Origin of the sequence: Bacillus sp. ME78, assembly GCF_903970865.1 — a bacterium.
GTDB lineage: Bacteria > Bacillota > Bacilli > Bacillales > Bacillaceae_G > Bacillus_A > Bacillus_A cereus.
This window is the reverse complement of sequence record NZ_CAJCKK010000012.1, coordinates 106,601-124,887: the sequence shown is the minus strand read 5'-3', so window position 1 is coordinate 124,887 and position 18,287 is coordinate 106,601. Positions and strand designations below refer to the sequence as shown.

Genomic DNA, 18,287 nt, shown 5'->3' with positions numbered 1-18,287 from the left:
AATTCTCCTTTAGTGTGTCCCTTCCATCTCTACCTTATGAGTATGTTATAATGGATTTTGTTTCATTTTGACTCGGCTTAGGAGGGAAAGTAATGAAGGTTCAAAACCCTTTTCCATATACAAACGACAATAAACGTTATCATACATGGAATTATCATTTACGAAATGAATTTGGTGAAAAAATCTTTAAAGTTTCATTAGATGCTGGCTTCGATTGCCCAAACCGTGACGGTACAGTTGCTTATGGCGGTTGTACATTTTGCAGTGCTGCTGGATCTGGTGACTTCGCTGGCGATCGCCGCGATGATGTTATAACGCAATATCATGAAATGAAAGAAAAAATGCGCTCAAAGTGGAAAGACGGAAAATGTATCGCTTATTTCCAGGCGTACACAAATACACATGCACCACTTGAAGTGTTAAAAGAAAAATTCGAACCGCTTCTAGCAGAAAAAGACGTTGTCGGTCTTTCTATTGCGACTCGTCCAGATTGTTTACCGGACGATGTTGTTGAATATTTAGCGGCCTTAAATAAACGCACTTACCTTTGGGTTGAACTCGGACTACAGACTGTTCATGAACGTACTGCAAATCTTATTAATCGCGCTCACGATTATCCGTCTTATGTGGAAGGTGTAAATAAATTACGTAAGCACGGCATTCGAGTTTGTTCTCATATTATTAACGGCCTTCCACTTGAAGATTACGACATGATGATGGAAACAGCTCGTGAAGTAGCGAAGCTTGACGTACAAGGAATTAAAATCCACTTACTTCACTTATTAAAAGGAACGCCAATGGTGAAGCAATATGAAAAAGGACAACTCGAGTTCCTTTCTCTTGAGGATTACGTAAGTCTCGTTGTTGACCAACTTGAAATTATTCCAGAAGACGTAATTGTGCACCGTATCACAGGTGACGGTCCACCTGATTTAATGATTGGCCCAATGTGGAGCTTAAATAAATGGGAAGTATTAAATTCCATCGATGCAGAATTTGTACGCCGCGGAAGCTGGCAAGGAAAATATGCAAATGAGGAGAAACAAAAATGAAATTAGAACGTGTATTACCGTTTGCTCGCACTCTCTTGCAAACAGCAGTAAAAGAAGGCGATTACGCTGTAGATGCAACACTCGGCAATGGGCATGACACTTGCTTCCTAGCTGAAATCGTTGGAGATAACGGAAAAGTATTTGGATTTGATATTCAAAAAGAGGCAATTGAAAGCTCAACAACTCGTCTAAAAGAAAAAGAACTTTTCGAACGTACTGTTTTAGTTCACGATAGTCACGATACACTTCTATCCGTATTACCAGAAGATGCAAAAGGAAAAGTAACAGGCGCAATTTTCAACTTAGGTTACCTTCCAGGCGGAGACAAGCATATCGTTACAAAACCGAACTCAACAATCTCAGCGATCGAACAATTATTAGAAGTAATGGCACCTGAAGGTATCATCGTCCTTGTTATTTACCACGGACACCCAGAAGGACAAGTAGAACGCGACGCTGTACTTACATTTGCCGAAGAACTAGACCAAAAACAAGCTCACGTACTGCGCTACGGCTTCATTAACCAACAAAATAACCCGCCATTTATTGTGGCGATTGAGAAGCGATAATATATCAACGATTTTTCAATTATATCTATCGTAACTCGGGATATATCAACGATTTTTTCGATATATCTATCATAACTTACAATATATCAACGATTTCTCGGATATATCGATTGTTCGACAAAACATAACAAAAAAAGACGTGCATTCACTGCACGTCTTTTTTTTATTTTCCTATATAATGGATATAAACATTCTTAAAGGAGACGAAACAATGATCGGAATACTAGCAGGAATGGGGCCAAAATCAACTGGTCCATTCGTCGATACAGTTGTAGCAAGGTGCCAAACAATATACGGAGCAAAACATGATATGGACTTTCCTCATATGATGATTTATTCGTGCCCAACACCGTTTTACATGGATCGTCCTATTGATCACGAGACGATGAAAAAAGCGATTATTGAAGGGGCACAAAAACTTGAAAGTACTGGCGTAGACTTTATCGCTATGCCGTGCAATACAGCGCATCTTTATTTTGAAGAATTACAGCGATCTCTTTCTATTCCTATTTTGAATATAGTTGATGAGACGTTAAAAACAATTCCTGAAAATACAAAAAGAGTTGCTCTTCTCGCAACAGAAGCAACTGTTCAAGCTGGGATTTACCAAGATGGGATTACAAAACGTAATATAGAATACATTCATCATAAAAAATGGCAGGAAATGATTAATCAAATCATTACTTATATTAAATCTGGGGAGGTTGAAGAAGCTCGCGAATTATGGAATACGCTCGTTTTACAATTGAAAGATGAAGTTGATACCGCTATTATCGCATGTACCGATTTGAATGTAGTGGCTAGTGAGGATTTTGTTGATTCTGCTCAATGTCTTGCTGAGGCGGTTGTTGAAATGTATTTATCAAATAAGAAGAAACATTTATAAACATTGAACACCTTCCTTTTGAAATGTGTTTTATGTTTGTTGAAACCCCTAAAAACTTTTAACTTTCTTCACAATTCTTTCAAAGTAATCACACTTAATCTCGCTATATTAAATAAGTAGTTATTCATATAGGGAAGGTTAGGGGAACTGAAAGTATGAAACAAAATCGTTCGCTTCATTACATTTTTTGGCGTTGGCATTTTTATGCTGGACTTTTTATTACGCCGCTTCTTATTACGTTGTCACTGAGCGGAATTGGGTATTTATTTCGGGAGGAAGTTGAAGATTTCATCTATAAGGATTTATATTTTGGAAAGAGCGCTCAAACAGAATCTATTTCGATGGCTGATTCTATTTCCTTAACAGAGAAAAAATATCCACATTATAGCGTGGCGAAAATTAGTGAGTTTAATGGGGATTATAATACGAGACTTACAATTGCAAATGAGTATACTGGGCAACAAAAATATGTGTATTTAGATAGTAATAATCAAATTGTTGGGGATCAAAACGCAAGTGAAACATTTGCCAATATCATGCGGGAATTACATAGTTCTCTTTTAGTTGGTGGCACTGTCGTCAACTATACTGTAGAACTTGCAGCATGCTGGACAATCTTTTTAATTGTAACCGGATTGTACATGAGTATACGCCAATTCAAAAACACACCATCATCCAATAAGCGAGAAAAAGCAAAAAGACGTCATTCTATTATCGGTATTATATTTACAATTCCTCTCTTTCTGCTAATCGCATCTGGATTGCCATGGTCAGGATTTATGGGGAACCAAATTTATAAAATTGCATCTTCTAATGAATCACTCGGATATCCAAAATTGTACATGGCACCGCCTGAATCAAAGGTAAAAGAATTGCCGTGGGCAACAAGAAAAGAAGCTCCTCCTGAATCGAATTCAAATGAACCGAAAGCAATTTCTGTCGATGAATTACAAAAAGGAATTGAAATAAAGAAGCCATATGTTATTTCACTACCAGCTGATCCGAAAGGTGTATTCACTGTTTCGAAATCGAGCGGTTCTGGTATTACAGGGATGCACGTTGCACCAAGTGAAGAGATAACAGCTTACTTTGATCAATATAGCGGGGAACTCATTTCAAAAACGGACTACCGTGATTATGGATTACTTGCACAATGGTTCACTTACGGTATCCCACTTCACGAAGGACATTTATTCGGATGGCCAAATAAAATATTATGCTTACTAACGACATTATCTCTACTACTTCTCATTTATTACGGAGTAAAAATGTGGTTAGCAAGAAAGCCGAAAGGAAAATTAGCAGCACCTCCAAAGCAAAGAGATAAGAAAAGTATATTCGTTTTCTTTATCATGATGGTTATATTAGGCGCTGTCATGCCTTTATTCGGACTATCTGTTTTAGTTATTTTTGCAATTGAACTTCTTATATATGTATTTTTAAAAATACGATCATAATGAAAAAGCATTTGTACCATCGTGTACAAATGCTTTTTATTTACTGTTCTCTTTTTTTCTACCACTTATTAAAAAAACAATATCTACTATAATAATCAATGCAATGATAATTTGAGCTACATAATCCATCGTTGTAGGACCGCCGGTTTTATTCATCATCATATACATTCCAGTTACAAATGAAATGGAAAGTAGCACAAGTAATGTTACTTCAATATTGTCATATAGCTTTTGAAACAATCGCTTCATTTCCACCACCACCTTTACCATATTATAACAAAGAAAACCACTCTACATGAGTGGTTTTCTTCATCACTGCGCCATTTTCTTTCGGTACATCTTCCCGTTCCAATAGAAGAATCGTGAAGTGAGGCCTCCGTACTTTACAATGCGCCGTGCCATTTTGTGCATATTCTTTTGTGCTGATACTTTTTGATCTGATAAATAAATACCAAGTAACCCTCGGCTTATAAGGCGATGAAACTTCGCATGAGGCAAATCACCAATGCTCTTCTCTGCTTCTTCTACAAAGTGTTTCATACGATCTAATATAGCTTGCTCGTTTTCATAATAACTACAGAAATTCAAATCCCCGCCTATGCGGTCTTCTTCTTGATCAATGAAATAATCAAGTAAGATATGAAGTCCTTGTACGTAAGGAAAGTATCCTTGTCTAATTTTCGCAATATCTTCATCATGTAATTCATCATGAAATGCATATGCTACAAGGCAGAAAATTCCAAGTGTAGAACCGGCACATGCTGAAAATTCAAACCAGCTCATCTCAGGTAAGTTTTCTTTATGTGCTTCAAACCAATTTTTCAGGCGCGGTTCTCTTTCTTCTAACTTCACGTGTTTATGAATTTGTAAATCACAATAATAACAAGCAAGTTCATGAAGAACAGGAGCAATTTTGTCATAGTGCTTCGTTTTCTTTAAAACATCTTGGCACGTTTCAACAAGTTCATCTAAATAACCACCATCATCTTGATCATCACGGTAACGATAATAATTACCGCCACCTTCCACTTCAGGTGATAGTGCCATTAACATTGATTCATGTAGCGCGGCAAAATCATTCGGATCAAGTGATGTACTGCGATCACATAAATTATCTAAATAGTCACTGATTGTTTGATACGCTACGATAAAACGAATACATTCCTCTCGGTGTTCATTTGCTAGCAGCGATAAAATGCCACCACCCTCACAATGAAACGTTTTATGCTCAATACTTGCGATTGCCTGACTATGAAGCTCATCATTCGGAATATGGTAGGCACGCTCTTTCCACATCGCTAGCTCATGGTGTACAACCGGAAACACATCACGGTATACTTTCGCCATGAGCGTTATGGGATTACTCGGTACGTTCACTTCTTCCTTCATCTCCTCTATTAAATGTACAAATAATGATTTATTTGTTTGTTTTTACTATATTATTGACATGTATTTCAGTAAATGACTGAATATAACTCAAAATTTCATCACGCTCATACTCATTTAATAACTCGTGATAACAATTCGGCCATTCTTTAAAAGCCTTATCACTTATTTTAACATTATCAAACCAAGTGCGGACACGTGTTTTATCTACAAGTTTATCCTCACAAGCTTGCATTAGCAAGAGCGGAACATCTGGAAAATCATCTATTTTTTTATGAGCAATTTCGATAGACTTAATCAATTCACTATACCAACGTACTGATACTTTGCGCAAGAACAAAGAATCATTCTCCATTGCATCTCTCACTTCATGGTTACGTGTTGACATTTCCACCGTAAGATTCGTTGCAAATTGCAATTTTGGAGCCACAACATTTAATATTTTTGAAGCAAATTGAAGCGGAGCAGAGGGTCCAGTCACTACCCCTAAACAAGGCGAACTCAAAATAATACCCTCGACATCTTCTCTCTTCGTTTCTTGCATCATACGAATGACAATAAGACCACCCATACTATGACCGAATAAAAAAATAGGTAACCTATACTTTCTCGCTTCTTTCACCCATAATTTAACTTCCTCTATGTATTCATCAAATGAATCAATATGTCCTCTATTTCTTGAAGTCGTTCCATGTGACGGAAGGTCCCCCATCACGACGTGGTAGCCGATATGATTCCACATTTCCGCAACGGCTTCGTAACGTCCGTGATATTCCATTGCGCCGTGCACAATAACAATGACAGCTTTCGCTTCCTCTGCTTCATAATTCCACATACGGACCTCCTCCATTTCACTCTTTCTCATAATTTGATACACTAAAACTAGTCTCTAGGAAAGGAAGACTTTACATGATATATCCTTACAAAGAAAAAAATCCGAAAATTGCGAGTAGTGCTTTTATCGCTGACTATGTTACGATTACAGGCGATGTTTCCGTTGGAGAGGAATCAAGTATTTGGTTTAATACGGTCATCCGTGGTGATGTGTCACCAACAATCATTGGAGACCGAGTAAATGTACAAGACCAATGCACCCTCCACCAAAGCCCTCAGTATCCTCTTATTTTAGAAGATGATGTTACAGTTGGGCATCAAGTTATTTTACATAGCTGTCATATTAAAAAAGATGCTTTAATTGGAATGGGATCCATTATATTAGATGGTGCTGAAATCGGCGAAGGAGCTTTTATCGGCGCTGGAAGCCTTGTTTCACAAGGAAAGAAAATTCCACCAAACACGTTAGCTTTCGGTCGCCCCGCGAAAGTCATTCGTGAATTAACAGAAGAAGACCGTAAAGATATGGAGCGTATTCGTACGCAGTATGTTGAAAAAGGTCAATATTATAAATCACTACAAAAATGATTTTACTGCTGCCATAATACTGGCAGCTTTTTTTATATAAAAACTAACTTTTTCTTTACAAAACATTATTACTCCCTCAACAAAATCTTATTAAAATAAAAGCTAATATCTCCATATATATGTAAACGAGGGAGGAGAATTTTCATGAAGGTCAGTGGATTATATAAAATAGAATGTTACATTTTTAAAGGAATTAATCGCTACTTTGATCAAAAAACATTAAATATCTTTTTCAGCAATATTACCCATATCGGTGGTGCTACTTTCTCCATTGCACTTACACTTTTCTTTTTAATTTTTGCAAAAGGGACTTTACACCAAGCGGCAATCGCTGCTGCTATTTCTTTAGCAATTAGCCATATTCCTGTACAAATATTAAAAAGGTGGTATCCACGAAAACGTCCGTATTTAACAATTCAGGATGCGAAATATCCAGTCCATCCATTAAAAGACCACTCTTTCCCGTCTGGTCATACAACAGCCGTTTTCTCTGTCTTCATTCCATTTATTTGCTATAATCCAAGCTTACTTGCTTTCCTATTACCGTTAGCATTATGCGTCGGTATTTCTCGTATTTATTTAGGGCTTCACTATCCGTCAGATGTATTCGTCGGCATGTGCCTTGGCACTTGCTCTGGCATCATCTCTTTTTATCAATTCATCCCACTTTTCACATAAAGGAGTGATATGATGAGAGTCGCCATTTTTACCGATACTTTTACGCCACAAGTTAACGGGGTTGCGAAAACGTTAGAACGATTAACAAGTTACTTTCAGAAAGAACAGATCGCTTATTCTGTTTTCGCCCCTCAACATACAGCTGAAGATAATTTCGTGGCTAATGTGAACAAGATGAGAAGTATCCCGTTAACAATATTATATCCAGAATGTCGCTTTTCTTTTCCTACTCCGCGTATTAAACGGGAACTTCATTCCTTTAAACCTGACATTATTCACATTGCCACACCTTTCAACATGGGACTTTGTGGACTGTATTACGCAAAAAAATTAAACATCCCAGTTGTCGGTTCTTATCATACTGATTTCGATGCGTATTTACGCTATTACAAAATTGAATTTCTCTCCAATATGCTTTGGAACTATTTAAAATGGTTTCATAGTCATATGCAAAAAAATTTCGTTCCCTCCCCTGAAACATTACATCAATTAAAAAATAAAGGCTTTCAGGCCCTCTCCATTTGGGGACGTGGTGTAGATTGCACACTCTTTCATCCAGCTTACAATACAGACCTATTCCGAAAAAAATATAATATTACAGCGAAGTATGTTCTTTCCTATGTAGGACGAATTGCTCCTGAAAAAGATATTGATACGTTGCAAAACCTTATCGTTAAAACATCGCATACTCGAAACGACATTCATTGGCTCATCGCAGGAGACGGCCCTCTAGCAACAAATTTGCGTGAAGCTGTTCCGCAAACAAATGTCACTTTTACTGGCTATTTACAAGGCGGGGATTTAGCTGAAGCATATGCTTGTTCTAACATAATGGTATTTCCATCAGCTACTGAAACATTCGGAAATGTCGTACTTGAATCACTCGCATGCGGTACACCTGTTATTGGTGCAAATAGTGGCGGGGTTAAAAATATTATTACAGATGGAAAAACGGGAATTCTTTGTCCCCCTAAAAATGTGGATGCATTTCTATCATCCATTTATTCTTTATTGCAAAATGAAGAAAAACTTGAGCAAATGGGAATAGCAGCTTCATCTTTTGCGAAATCAAAAAGCTGGGATGAGATCTTTCGCGGCTTACTTAACCAGTATGAAGAAGTCCTTCAGCATACCACATCAGAGTTACTTGCTTGAACAGAAAAACTCCCTTCAAAAAACGAAGGGAGTTTATTACACACTTGTAAATTTTAGTTGAATGAATGATACATAAGGTGAAATATCATTTATTTCCATATTCATTATAGCAAAAATAAACATAACTAAACAGACTTGTAATAAAAACCCATAAAAATTAATATATGGTTATACATTGTTTTTGCTGTATAATGATTTTAAGAATTCCCCTTAAAATCAACTTACTCACATACCTTTATACAGCAATTGTTCCCCAATTCTGTATATCAAAAAAACCTTTCATTCATTTGAAAGGTCTTTTTGAGCCTGCACATATTCTTCTTTCGTATTTACATTTATAAACCAACCCGCATTCACTTGTACATCTTCTCCAGAAACATACTTCACATTACATTGTGATAAAAGCTGCCCCATACTTCTTTTTTCTTCCTGAAGTAAAGCATAAATCTTTTCTTTCACGCGGTTATGATACGCTGCAAGTAGCGGCTGTTTTCTTCCATTAATAATAGGTACAACCGCATCATATTCATTGCTCGTTTGCTCCAGTAAAATGGTAAACCATTCATGCGAAACATTTGGCGCATCGCAAGGCATAATAGCGTACCAATCTGCTTCTATGTATTCCATTCCTGATACAATGCCGGCAAGCGGCCCATTTCCTTTATAGTGCGGAATATCTTCTATAACAGGAACTTGTACGAATTGCTCTACTCGCTCTTTTATATCAGAATGACTGATGACTACAACTTCTTGGAGCACACTCGTCATCTCTTTCAAAATATGCTCAATAAAAGTACTATCTTGCCAGCTCGCTAACGCTTTTGGCTCACCGAATCTACTCGACATACCGCCCGCTAATACAATTCCAACCCACTTACTCATTGGCGATGCAGCTCAAATGTAATATGGCCTAATTCCGGTAAAATTAATTTATTCATCGCAAGACGAACCGCTCCGCTCGACCCTGGCATCGAGAAAACTACTTTGCGTCCAATTGTACCGCCAATCGCTCTACTTAACATTGCACTGCTTCCGATATCTTCTAAATAACTAATCATGCGGAACAGCTCACCAAACCCGACAATCTCTTTATCTAATAGAGCTGACACTGCTTCAATTGTTACATCACGCTTCGTAATACCAGTACCGCCATTTGTTAATACAACATCTACATCTTCCTTATGATAACCAGCTAACACTGCTTGCTGAATACTTTCTTTATCATCTTTTACAATTTCATAAGAGGTTACTGTATGGCCCGCTTCTTTTAACAATTCATGTAATAGTTGTCCGCTCTTATCCGTTTCTTCCGTACGTGTATCGGAAATCGTAACAATCTTGCAACGCACTTCTTTTGGAGCTTGTTTTTTATGTTCAGTTACACTCATTTTTTATCTTTCCTTTCTTAAAAACTTTTCTTCATTTTATCATACATATCTTTACACAATTATGTATGAAGCCAATAATGCGCCATGATACAATATAAGTATACTAACCCACAAAAAGGAAAGTGCACTTTCTTATACTCCTAGACTACACATCTTTAGCTACTCTTTATATTTTCTACATAATAGAATTCAATTTTAAAACTTGTACTAAAAAATAAATTGGAGGTCTACATGGTATGGAACTTTATAAAAAATTAACAACAACATTCATCCTCTTATTCATCGCTTCAATCACTGTCGGCTTTTCCTTAAAAGGTGCAATTCCATACGCTACATTAGTAAGCATTATATTCGCGACACTATTTTTACTAAGCAGTGCCTTTTGCGCAGGTAAAGCACGTCAAATGAAAGGTTGATTGCATATGTTCCAGTAGAAACCCACCCTTTGTAAATCATGTAAAAAGGAAATACAAACGTATGAAAAGGCATGACTAATACGAAAAAGTATATTGAGCTAGAAGGCGAAGTATATTGCAAATCATGTATTCAAATTGTAAGTAAAACGAAATAAAAAAAGCTTTGCGCTCACCGCGCAAAGCTTTTTTTCATATATTATAGACCAGCTTGCTCTTTTAAAGCTGCAGCTTTGTCTGTACGTTCCCATGAAAGATCTACATCAGTACGTCCGAAGTGGCCGTAAGCTGCTGTTTGTTTGTAAATTGGGCGACGTAAGTCTAGCATTTTAATAATACCAGCTGGGCGAAGATCGAAGTTGTTACGAACTAGTTCTACTAGTACGTCTTCAGATACTTTACCTGTGCCGAATGTATCAACTGAAATTGATACTGGTTGTGCTACACCGATTGCGTATGCAAGTTGTACTTCTGCTTTGTCAGCAAGACCAGCTGCTACGATGTTTTTCGCAACATAACGAGCTGCATATGCTGCAGAACGGTCAACTTTTGTTGCATCTTTACCAGAGAATGCACCGCCGCCATGGCGAGCGTATCCACCGTAAGTATCAACGATGATTTTACGTCCTGTTAAACCAGCATCACCTTGTGGTCCACCAATTACGAAGCGGCCAGTTGGATTAATGAAGAATTTTGTTTCTCCATCCATTAATTCTGCTGGTACTACAGCTTTAATTACGTGCTCTTTTAAGTCGCGATCGATTTCTTCCCATGTAACATCTGGGTGATGTTGTGTAGAAATTACGATAGTATCAACACGTACTGGTTTACCATTTTTATCATACTCAACTGTAACTTGCGTTTTTCCATCTGGACGTAAGTATGATAATGTATCATCTTTACGTACTTCAGTTAAACGGCGAGCTAATTTGTGAGCAAGCGAGATTGGAAGTGGCATTAACTCTTGTGTTTCATTACATGCGAAACCAAACATTAAACCTTGGTCTCCTGCACCAATTGCCTCAATCTCAGCGTCAGTCATTTGACCTTCGCGTGCTTCTAGCGCTTGGTCAACACCCATAGCGATGTCAGCAGACTGCTCATCGATAGATGTTAAAACAGCACAAGTTTCTGCATCGAATCCGTATTTTGCGCGTGTGTAACCAATGCCTTGAATTGTTTCACGAACGATTTTTGGAATATCTACGTAAGTAGAAGTCGTAATTTCCCCCGCTACCAATACTAAACCAGTTGTTACAGTTGTTTCACAAGCTACACGTGCATTTGCGTCTTTTGATAAGATCGCATCTAAAATTGAATCAGAAATTTGGTCACAAATTTTATCTGGATGTCCTTCAGTTACAGACTCAGATGTGAACAGATGACGTTTTTTTGTCATGTGGTAAACCTCCCTACAGTAATTGTATATATTGTACGGAACTCATCCTTAATTTGCCACAAACTGCGACATACATTTATTCTCCCACACAAGCATACAGAAAAACCTTTCCTACTTTACATAGAGGAAAGGTTTAATTTGCTACTTGCATACTGCTTTTTGCCCTTCGCTCTTATCGTTCGAGACCTGTAGCCTCGCACAGGTTTTAGCACCTATTCACCTGCATTTATCAATACAAGTGAGGTTGCTGGGCTTCATCGGGCCTGTCCCTCCGCCAGCTCGGGATAAGAGAGTATCCGTCCCAACCTATACTAAAGAAATGATATTCATTTGTCAATTAATATTCACATTTTCCTGAAAGTTTTTCTCAATACGCCTGAAATGAAATATTAATAGGGAAATAATGCATTCACACAAACAAAAAGAAATAAATAGTATACATTATTTATATAATTGTGTTATACTCTTGTTGGGGATTACGAGAAATATTTCATTAAATGAAAAGGATGGTATATAAATATGAGTACTGTGAATGTCCAAATTGGTTTACACGAATTATTGAACGGAAGCAATGCACAGATTCAACTAAGTGTTCCGCAATTAGTGGAAAAAGTATTAATGCGAAATGAAGGGAAATTAACTTCGACTGGTGCCGTTTCTGCTTCAACTGGAAAATATACAGGACGTTCTCCTAAAGATAAATTTATTGTGAAAGAAGCATCGGTTGCTAACAAAATTGCTTGGGGAGCTGTGAACCAACCGATTTCTGAAGAACATTTTAATAAATTATATACTAAAGTTTTAGAATACTTAAAAGAAAAAGAAGAGTTATTCGTCTTCAAAGGATTTGCAGGCGCTGACCGCAATTACCGCCTACCAATTCAAGTTATTAACGAATATGCATGGCACAATTTATTTGTACATCAATTATTCATTCGTCCAACTGAAGAAGAATTAACAACTCATGAATCAGAGTTCACAATTGTTTCTGCACCGAATTTCAAAGCTGATCCAGCTGTTGACGGTACAAACTCTGAAGCATTCATTATGGTTTCATTCGAAAAACGTATCGTACTAATTGGTGGTACAGAATACGCTGGAGAAATGAAAAAATCAATCTTCTCTATTATGAACTTCTTATTACCTGAACAAGATATCCTTTCTATGCATTGCTCTGCAAACGTAGGTGAAGAAGGCGACGTAGCACTATTCTTCGGTTTATCTGGAACAGGTAAAACAACATTATCTGCTGATCCAAACCGTAAATTAATCGGTGATGATGAGCACGGTTGGTCTGATAACGGTGTATTCAATATTGAAGGCGGTTGCTATGCAAAATGTGTAAACCTTTCTCACGAGAAAGAACCACAAATTTTCGATGCAATCAAATTTGGATCTGTTTTAGAAAACGTTATCATTAATGACCAAACGCGTATCGCCGACTACAACGATACTACTTTAACAGAAAATACTCGTGCTGCATACCCTATGCATGCGATCGACAATATCGTACTGCCAAGTGTTGCTGGACACCCAAATACAATTATTTTCTTAACTGCTGATGCATCTGGCGTATTGCCTCCAATCAGTAAGTTATCAAAAGAGCAAGCTATGTATCATTTCTTAAGTGGTTACACTAGTAAACTAGCAGGAACAGAGCGCGGCGTTACATCTCCGCAAGCTACATTCTCAACTTGCTTCGGTTCACCATTCTTACCACTTGATGCATCTCGCTACGCTGAAATGCTTGGTGAAAAAATCGAGAAACACGATGCGAAAGTATTCCTAGTAAACACTGGCTGGACTGGCGGCGAATACGGCGTTGGTAAACGTATGAACTTAGGTTATACTCGTGCAATGATTCAAGCAGCATTAAACGGCGAACTTGCAAAAACTGAAACAGCTAAACATGATATCTTCGGTCTTGAAGTTCCACTTCACGTACCAGGTGTACCTGACGAAGTGTTAATGCCTGAACAAACTTGGGCTGATAAAGCTGCTTACAAAGCAAAAGCAATCGAGCTTGCAAATGAATTCAAAGAGAACTTCAAAAAGTTCGAAAGCGTTTCTGAAGATATTATTAACTTAGGCGGTCCAATCGCTTAAATTAAAACTTTCTGTTGGAATAACCCTTTACTCATATGAATAAGTGTCTTGTAACCGTAAAGTTTCGCGTACTCACCGACAAAACCCAATGCGGCTTAACGGTTACACACACTTACATAAAAAAGAAGCTTACGTGAAAACGTAAGCTTCTTTCTATATCTTATATAAAGTGAAATGCTAATCTCTTCATCTGTGACCTAGATTATAAAATTACAGCTTCGAATATATACATTATATCCCTACTCGCTACATCTCTCGGGTTTCACATCATATGGGGTTAAAAAAGGCCCTGACCGCTTCTATTCGTGGCTGGATCATCTATTCCATCTAAAAAGAAGTCTTTTATCTTTTTATCTCTTTTAGCTCTTTGTTAGTTCTTTCTCATCTTTCATGCTATAGTATCCTAAATTCACAACGATTAAGAAATAACCACCCATAATCCCTACTGCAAATGCCCACATAACCATGTGGTGCTCAATTTCGTACATAATAATAGCACCCAAAATGGCAGCTGCAAAACGGTTAAACATACCGAGTGTCGGTGCTTTCGTCTTCTTTACAATACTATCTCCAAGCTTCTCAATTCTTCTCCCTAGAAGCCAAACGCAATACATACTTACAATAAGCCCAATTCCAGCGCCTAAAAAGTGTGCTGAAAACGGTGTTAACATCCAACCTAGTAACAAAATACCTAGTATATAATACGATTGGATTTTAAATGATCTTAGTGACATACTAATCATGCTGTACCTCTCTTCATTCGTTCTTATCTATCCAACAAAAAATTTCTTTCAAATCCATATTCCTTACATCCATTTCACTCAAATTAAAAACAACATAAACAGTATGTTTATGTTGTTTAAATGCTTTTAGAAAATAATATTATACAAGATTTCAAACATCATATTCTCATATTTTGTGACGGTTTTTCAAACTTTTTTCGTCCATTTATCAAAAAAATGATATCAATCTATGAACATACGGATATGATGTAATAAGCACACAAATAAAGGGGGCGTCTAATGATTTATTTTTTAATGGCTCTCATTCACCTCATTATCCCTGCACTTATCGGACTTTCATTGTATTGGTACACGAAAAACCATAGCATTTTTTACGCTGTCCTCGGTGTTCTTCTTCCAGGTATTATTCTTATTACACTCTTCCGTATTCCATTTTTAAACTTAATTCCACTTATTACTGCTATCTTATTTCTCATCTTCTTACCAAAAATAAAAAAATAGGAAAGCAGATCATAGGTGATCTGTTTTCCTATTTTGATATAGGTTCCCCTGCAATAGAATGAACTTTTACTTTCTCCGATTTCACAAACCATAGACCGACAAAAATGATAATTCCACCGATGATTTGTTGAAACGATACATATTCATTTGCCCAGACAGCTGCAAATAAAACAGCTACAAGCGGCGTTATATACATATATACCATCGTATGTGACGCCCCAATTTTTTGAACACCAACATACCACATTACTAGGCCAAATACTGTGACAAAGAAAATAGAATATAGTAAAGCAAATAGTGTCATTCCGTGAGTAATGTGAAATGGCATGACAAACACATGCGGACCACTTAACAATAATAGCGGAATCGCACCCACTAATGCAGACCATGCTGTAACACGTAATGCTAAATATTTTTTAATTAATGGTCCTGCTAAAACAGGATAAAGCCCCCAGCATATTGATGTAATAAGTCCAATTCCATTGCCATAAAAAGAACTAGTAAGTGAATGTCCTGCTACTAAAACTAATGCTGCACCAACAAAAGCAATCATAGAACCGATTAACTTTCGAGAAGAAAAATTTTCTTGTTTCAGAAAAATCGCAAATACAGTTGTAAAAATAGGTGAAATAGAAATGAGTAAAGAGGCATTTGTAGCGGATGTATATTTGACAGTTTCCATAAATAACGTTTGATACAGTACAATACCTACAACGCTAACGATGATTAATCTAGGTATATCCTTTCGCTCCATATAAACCGATTTTTCAATAAAAAAGGTAAGAAGTAACAGGAGCGGTGCCGCCGCCATCATACGAAGTGCAGTAAATTCAATTGCTGTAAATTCTAAAAATCCATACTTTGCAATCGTATAGTTAATCCCCCAAATAATAACAACACTTAAAATTAATAACTCAATTCCCCATCTTCTCATGCGTATCCCCTCCGCAAATAAGATTATACAGAAAATTCAATCATATGTACATTTCATTATGTGAAAAAACCTTTTTACTATTGGGACGTTTTGGTAAATGAAATTATATCGGCGATTTTTTCAATATATCGACTTATCAACAAAAATCGACAATAATAGCGCCTTATAAAATAAAAAAATGTGAATCCAAAATACATTTTGGACTCACATTTCCTTTACTATACTCGAACGTGTAATTTCATATTTGGATTATAAAACTGGCTTGGGCTCTTCAACTGAAAAGTTCCTCCACCTTCATGCCAATCAACCGTTAACTTATCGTCCATAAATACAAGCTTTGTACGATCAGCGATAAAATTCATTGTGCTTGATTCAATATCCACATCGCGCTCATCTTTTTCTGCTACAGCTACTAAATCGATGATTCCACTCATGACACAACCGCAACCCTCATTATCGTAAAATAACTTTATATATTTCGCTTCACTTGGAATCGTATCCATAATCTTTTTATATGCTGCTTCTGTTACAGTAACGTACATATGTTAATCTTCATCCTCTCTTCTCTTATCATTCATATATTGTATCACCATTTTTCTTAAAAGTTATATACAGAAAATTAAGACTAATATACAATGTATGTGATAAAGTTTCAACAATCGAGCTTTTATGAGTAGTTCATGCAGGAGAAAGGATGTTTACTATCTGTGTTCAAACTACAACGATATCCTATGTTATTAGGTCTATTTAGTAGTTTCTTCATTTCTAGCGGAATGCTATTACAGCATGTACTTCCCTATTCTCCTTCTATTAGCTGGATTCTAGGTTTTATTTGTTTCCTATCCGCTTCTTATTTTGCTACGAAGAATACAAACAACTCATAAAGCAAGAATCATCTTAAGGAGGATTATTAAACATGCCAGCCTTAAAAAAAATAGAGCAATCACTCGATCACTTATTCCAAATTGAAAAATACGGAAAAGATAGTGCCTTTAGTCGATTTATCCCAGCCGTATATGATCCTATCAAATTTCCTTGGCAACAATTTTTCGAAGCAAATTTTGTAGATTTATTTAACGGCCTTATGATGCACGGATCTGAAAATGTAAACAAAGTATTTTTAGCTGTATTCCCTACAAATGACATTCTTGAAACATTCATTTCACAATCCACACCTGGTGATTTACTCTTTATGCACCATCCCCTTGTAATGGAGTGTGGTGATCCAATTGGAAGATCAGGCCGCGGTTTCATACCAATCCCTGAAAAATATTTGCAAGAAATAAAAGAAAAACAACTTTCTATATATACATGTCACGTACCAATGGATTTTCATCAAACACATGGAACGAGTATTTCAATTGCAAAAGCATTAAACGCTACTGTAGTGGACCACTTTGCATATGGAGGTCCAGAACAAGAACCAGTTGGCCTTATTTGTGAAATAGATGAAACATCAACAGAAGCACTCCAAAAACATCTAAAACAACTCTTCCAGATTCCTTACACAGACTTCGAAGGGAAACGACATGATTCCATCAAAAAAATCGCAATTATCGCTGGATGTGGCGATGTTGTATCTTTAATGAAGGAAGCAGAAGAAAAAGGTGCTGAAGCATATATTACAGGAGAAATCCATTGCCATATCGACAATGATTACGGCCGACATAAATACTCTCTCATTATGGATTATGTAAAAGAAACGAATATGTCTCTAATTGGGGTGTCACACTCTGCCTCTGAATATTTAGTGAAAGAGACATTGATGTATGATTGGTTTAAAGAGAATTTTGATGTGGATGTTATTTTGCTTCCGCAGGAGAAATGGTGGCTCTAACACTATCATTTTTTTAATTTATATACACAATACAACCGACCACAGAAAAATAGATAAATGAGAAAGCACATGTACCTACGTAAATGCTTTCGTTGTGCCGAAAAATGAACCTACTGGTAGCACCGACTTTACTGGTGCTACCAGTATTACAGCTGGAAACCTATTTTTGTGAGAGGATACAACCGCTCTTTATATTCATACTGCAAGTGCTGTATATTCTGTTTTTCTAATTACTAACATATAGCAATTCATTTCATAAAAAAAGACCCTAGATTCGGGTCAACAAATAGAAATATAAATGAACTACAACAAATAACAGACAAAGCCATTATATATTTTTCGTAGTAAAACATCCATTAAT

The 18,287-nt window shown here is 36.7% G+C and carries 21 protein-coding genes and 1 riboswitch; of the genes, 12 read left to right on the top strand and 9 right to left on the bottom strand.

What is annotated here, in order from left to right:
- Positions 1-92 precede the first annotated feature (92 nt).
- From H6481_RS15540 to H6481_RS15525, 4 genes are all read left to right on the top strand, one after another.
- On the top strand, positions 93-1,052 hold the full coding sequence (locus H6481_RS15540; RefSeq protein WP_182812234.1) for a TIGR01212 family radical SAM protein: 960 nt from the start codon (positions 93-95) through the stop codon (positions 1,050-1,052).
- Complete coding sequence (locus tag H6481_RS15535) at positions 1,049-1,621, top strand: class I SAM-dependent methyltransferase (protein WP_000764492.1); 573 nt, start codon at positions 1,049-1,051, stop codon at positions 1,619-1,621. Before H6481_RS15540 ends, H6481_RS15535 begins: the two co-directional genes overlap by 4 nt.
- 211 nt (positions 1,622-1,832) lie before the next feature.
- Positions 1,833-2,507 carry an amino acid racemase gene (locus tag H6481_RS15530; protein WP_182812231.1) on the top strand — a complete coding sequence of 225 codons (675 nt, stop codon included), beginning with the start codon at positions 1,833-1,835 and terminating at the stop codon, positions 2,505-2,507.
- A gap of 155 nt (positions 2,508-2,662) precedes the next feature.
- A complete protein-coding gene (locus tag H6481_RS15525; protein WP_063548840.1) occupies positions 2,663-3,964 on the top strand; it encodes a PepSY domain-containing protein in 1,302 nt (433 codons plus the stop codon).
- Between the two features lie 36 nt (positions 3,965-4,000).
- On the opposite strand, the gene H6481_RS15520 is transcribed toward H6481_RS15525, so the two are convergent.
- From H6481_RS15520 to H6481_RS15510, 3 genes are read right to left on the bottom strand one after another with little or no spacing between them, the layout of a single operon-like run.
- Positions 4,001-4,234 (bottom strand): hypothetical protein, encoded by a 234-nt coding sequence (locus H6481_RS15520; RefSeq protein ID WP_118961730.1) that lies wholly within the window; start codon positions 4,232-4,234, stop codon positions 4,001-4,003.
- A gap of 42 nt (positions 4,235-4,276) precedes the next feature.
- A complete protein-coding gene (locus tag H6481_RS15515; protein WP_053563513.1) occupies positions 4,277-5,341 on the bottom strand; it encodes a tetraprenyl-beta-curcumene synthase family protein in 1,065 nt (354 codons plus the stop codon).
- Positions 5,342-5,381: 40 nt separating this feature from the next.
- Entirely contained in the window at positions 5,382-6,185 is an 804-nt protein-coding gene (locus tag H6481_RS15510) for an alpha/beta hydrolase (RefSeq protein ID WP_063548843.1), read from the bottom strand.
- Positions 6,186-6,259: 74 nt separating this feature from the next.
- Here H6481_RS15510 and H6481_RS15505 point away from each other — a divergent pair, with 74 nt between their 5' ends.
- The 3 genes from H6481_RS15505 (at position 6,260) to H6481_RS15495 (ending at position 8,605) form a co-directional block, all read left to right on the top strand.
- Positions 6,260-6,772 (top strand): gamma carbonic anhydrase family protein, encoded by a 513-nt coding sequence (locus tag H6481_RS15505; RefSeq protein ID WP_000640208.1) that lies wholly within the window; start codon positions 6,260-6,262, stop codon positions 6,770-6,772.
- A 144-nt stretch (positions 6,773-6,916) separates the two neighbouring features.
- Positions 6,917-7,450 carry a phosphatase PAP2 family protein gene (locus tag H6481_RS15500; RefSeq protein WP_000868578.1) on the top strand — a complete coding sequence of 178 codons (534 nt, stop codon included), beginning with the start codon at positions 6,917-6,919 and terminating at the stop codon, positions 7,448-7,450.
- Positions 7,451-7,462: 12 nt separating this feature from the next.
- Positions 7,463-8,605, top strand: a complete 1,143-nt coding sequence (locus tag H6481_RS15495; protein ID WP_001261649.1) for a glycosyltransferase family 1 protein — start codon at positions 7,463-7,465, stop codon at positions 8,603-8,605.
- 279 nt (positions 8,606-8,884) lie between these two features.
- Here the strand turns inward: H6481_RS15495 and H6481_RS15490 are convergent, their stop codons facing one another.
- Positions 8,885-9,487 carry a molybdenum cofactor guanylyltransferase gene (locus H6481_RS15490; RefSeq protein WP_000049580.1) on the bottom strand — a complete coding sequence of 201 codons (603 nt, stop codon included), beginning with the start codon at positions 9,485-9,487 and terminating at the stop codon, positions 8,885-8,887.
- Positions 9,484-9,993 carry a molybdenum cofactor biosynthesis protein B gene (locus H6481_RS15485; RefSeq protein WP_000117130.1) on the bottom strand — a complete coding sequence of 170 codons (510 nt, stop codon included), beginning with the start codon at positions 9,991-9,993 and terminating at the stop codon, positions 9,484-9,486. Before H6481_RS15485 ends, H6481_RS15490 begins: the two co-directional genes overlap by 4 nt.
- A gap of 236 nt (positions 9,994-10,229) precedes the next feature.
- Between H6481_RS15485 and H6481_RS15480 the strand changes: the two genes are divergently transcribed.
- The gene (locus H6481_RS15480) at positions 10,230-10,409 is read left to right on the top strand and encodes a hypothetical protein (RefSeq protein ID WP_000424797.1); all 180 of its coding nucleotides are present in this window, start codon (positions 10,230-10,232) and stop codon (positions 10,407-10,409) included.
- Positions 10,410-10,605: 196 nt separating this feature from the next.
- Here the strand turns inward: H6481_RS15480 and metK are convergent, their stop codons facing one another.
- Positions 10,606-11,805 (bottom strand): methionine adenosyltransferase, encoded by a 1,200-nt coding sequence (gene metK, locus H6481_RS15475; RefSeq protein ID WP_182812228.1) that lies wholly within the window; start codon positions 11,803-11,805, stop codon positions 10,606-10,608.
- A 169-nt stretch (positions 11,806-11,974) separates the two neighbouring features.
- A riboswitch (SAM riboswitch) is annotated at positions 11,975-12,096 on the bottom strand.
- 228 nt (positions 12,097-12,324) lie between these two features.
- On the opposite strand from metK, the gene pckA reads away from it, so the two are divergent.
- A complete protein-coding gene (pckA, locus tag H6481_RS15470) occupies positions 12,325-13,911 on the top strand; it encodes a phosphoenolpyruvate carboxykinase (ATP) (protein WP_182812226.1) in 1,587 nt (528 codons plus the stop codon).
- 359 nt (positions 13,912-14,270) lie between these two features.
- Here pckA and H6481_RS15465 read toward each other — a convergent pair whose 3' ends face one another.
- On the bottom strand, positions 14,271-14,654 hold the full coding sequence (locus H6481_RS15465; RefSeq protein WP_000624926.1) for an ATP synthase subunit I: 384 nt from the start codon (positions 14,652-14,654) through the stop codon (positions 14,271-14,273).
- A 279-nt stretch (positions 14,655-14,933) separates the two neighbouring features.
- On the opposite strand from H6481_RS15465, the gene H6481_RS15460 reads away from it, so the two are divergent.
- A complete protein-coding gene (locus tag H6481_RS15460) occupies positions 14,934-15,155 on the top strand; it encodes a hypothetical protein (RefSeq protein ID WP_000639042.1) in 222 nt (73 codons plus the stop codon).
- 28 nt (positions 15,156-15,183) lie between these two features.
- On the opposite strand, the gene H6481_RS15455 is transcribed toward H6481_RS15460, so the two are convergent.
- Entirely contained in the window at positions 15,184-16,089 is a 906-nt protein-coding gene (locus H6481_RS15455; protein ID WP_182812223.1) for a DMT family transporter, read from the bottom strand.
- A gap of 218 nt (positions 16,090-16,307) precedes the next feature.
- The gene (locus H6481_RS15450; RefSeq protein ID WP_000289570.1) at positions 16,308-16,631 is read right to left on the bottom strand and encodes an iron-sulfur cluster biosynthesis family protein; all 324 of its coding nucleotides are present in this window, start codon (positions 16,629-16,631) and stop codon (positions 16,308-16,310) included.
- 165 nt (positions 16,632-16,796) lie between these two features.
- Here H6481_RS15450 and H6481_RS15445 point away from each other — a divergent pair, with 165 nt between their 5' ends.
- Positions 16,797-16,973, top strand: coding sequence for a hypothetical protein (locus tag H6481_RS15445; RefSeq protein ID WP_033667186.1), 177 nt, complete (start codon positions 16,797-16,799; stop codon positions 16,971-16,973).
- Positions 16,974-17,005: 32 nt separating this feature from the next.
- Positions 17,006-17,926, top strand: a complete 921-nt coding sequence (locus H6481_RS15440) for a Nif3-like dinuclear metal center hexameric protein (protein WP_063548851.1) — start codon at positions 17,006-17,008, stop codon at positions 17,924-17,926.
- Positions 17,927-18,287 lie beyond the last annotated feature (361 nt).

Excerpts from the sequence above, each read along its gene's own strand:
- H6481_RS15495 (WP_001261649.1), top strand. The coding sequence starts at position 7,463 with ATGAGAGTCGCCATTTTTACCGATACTTTTACGCCACAAGTTAACGGG.
- H6481_RS15460 (WP_000639042.1), top strand. The coding sequence starts at position 14,934 with ATGATTTATTTTTTAATGGCTCTCATTCACCTCATTATCCCTGCACTT.
- H6481_RS15525 (WP_063548840.1), top strand. The coding sequence starts at position 2,663 with ATGAAACAAAATCGTTCGCTTCATTACATTTTTTGGCGTTGGCATTTT.
- H6481_RS15535 (WP_000764492.1), top strand. The coding sequence starts at position 1,049 with ATGAAATTAGAACGTGTATTACCGTTTGCTCGCACTCTCTTGCAAACA.
- H6481_RS15505 (WP_000640208.1), top strand. The coding sequence starts at position 6,260 with ATGATATATCCTTACAAAGAAAAAAATCCGAAAATTGCGAGTAGTGCT.
- H6481_RS15500 (WP_000868578.1), top strand. The coding sequence starts at position 6,917 with ATGAAGGTCAGTGGATTATATAAAATAGAATGTTACATTTTTAAAGGA.
- H6481_RS15455 (WP_182812223.1), bottom strand. The coding sequence starts at position 16,089 with ATGAGAAGATGGGGAATTGAGTTATTAATTTTAAGTGTTGTTATTATT.
- H6481_RS15440 (WP_063548851.1), top strand. The coding sequence starts at position 17,006 with ATGCCAGCCTTAAAAAAAATAGAGCAATCACTCGATCACTTATTCCAA.
- H6481_RS15490 (WP_000049580.1), bottom strand. The coding sequence starts at position 9,487 with ATGAGTAAGTGGGTTGGAATTGTATTAGCGGGCGGTATGTCGAGTAGA.
- metK (WP_182812228.1), bottom strand. The coding sequence starts at position 11,805 with ATGACAAAAAAACGTCATCTGTTCACATCTGAGTCTGTAACTGAAGGA.
- H6481_RS15540 (WP_182812234.1), top strand. The coding sequence starts at position 93 with ATGAAGGTTCAAAACCCTTTTCCATATACAAACGACAATAAACGTTAT.
- H6481_RS15465 (WP_000624926.1), bottom strand. The coding sequence starts at position 14,654 with ATGATTAGTATGTCACTAAGATCATTTAAAATCCAATCGTATTATATA.
- H6481_RS15450 (WP_000289570.1), bottom strand. The coding sequence starts at position 16,631 with ATGTACGTTACTGTAACAGAAGCAGCATATAAAAAGATTATGGATACG.
- H6481_RS15530 (WP_182812231.1), top strand. The coding sequence starts at position 1,833 with ATGATCGGAATACTAGCAGGAATGGGGCCAAAATCAACTGGTCCATTC.
- H6481_RS15520 (WP_118961730.1), bottom strand. The coding sequence starts at position 4,234 with ATGGTAAAGGTGGTGGTGGAAATGAAGCGATTGTTTCAAAAGCTATAT.
- H6481_RS15510 (WP_063548843.1), bottom strand. The coding sequence starts at position 6,185 with ATGTGGAATTATGAAGCAGAGGAAGCGAAAGCTGTCATTGTTATTGTG.
- pckA (WP_182812226.1), top strand. The coding sequence starts at position 12,325 with ATGAGTACTGTGAATGTCCAAATTGGTTTACACGAATTATTGAACGGA.
- H6481_RS15480 (WP_000424797.1), top strand. The coding sequence starts at position 10,230 with ATGGAACTTTATAAAAAATTAACAACAACATTCATCCTCTTATTCATC.
- H6481_RS15485 (WP_000117130.1), bottom strand. The coding sequence starts at position 9,993 with ATGAGTGTAACTGAACATAAAAAACAAGCTCCAAAAGAAGTGCGTTGC.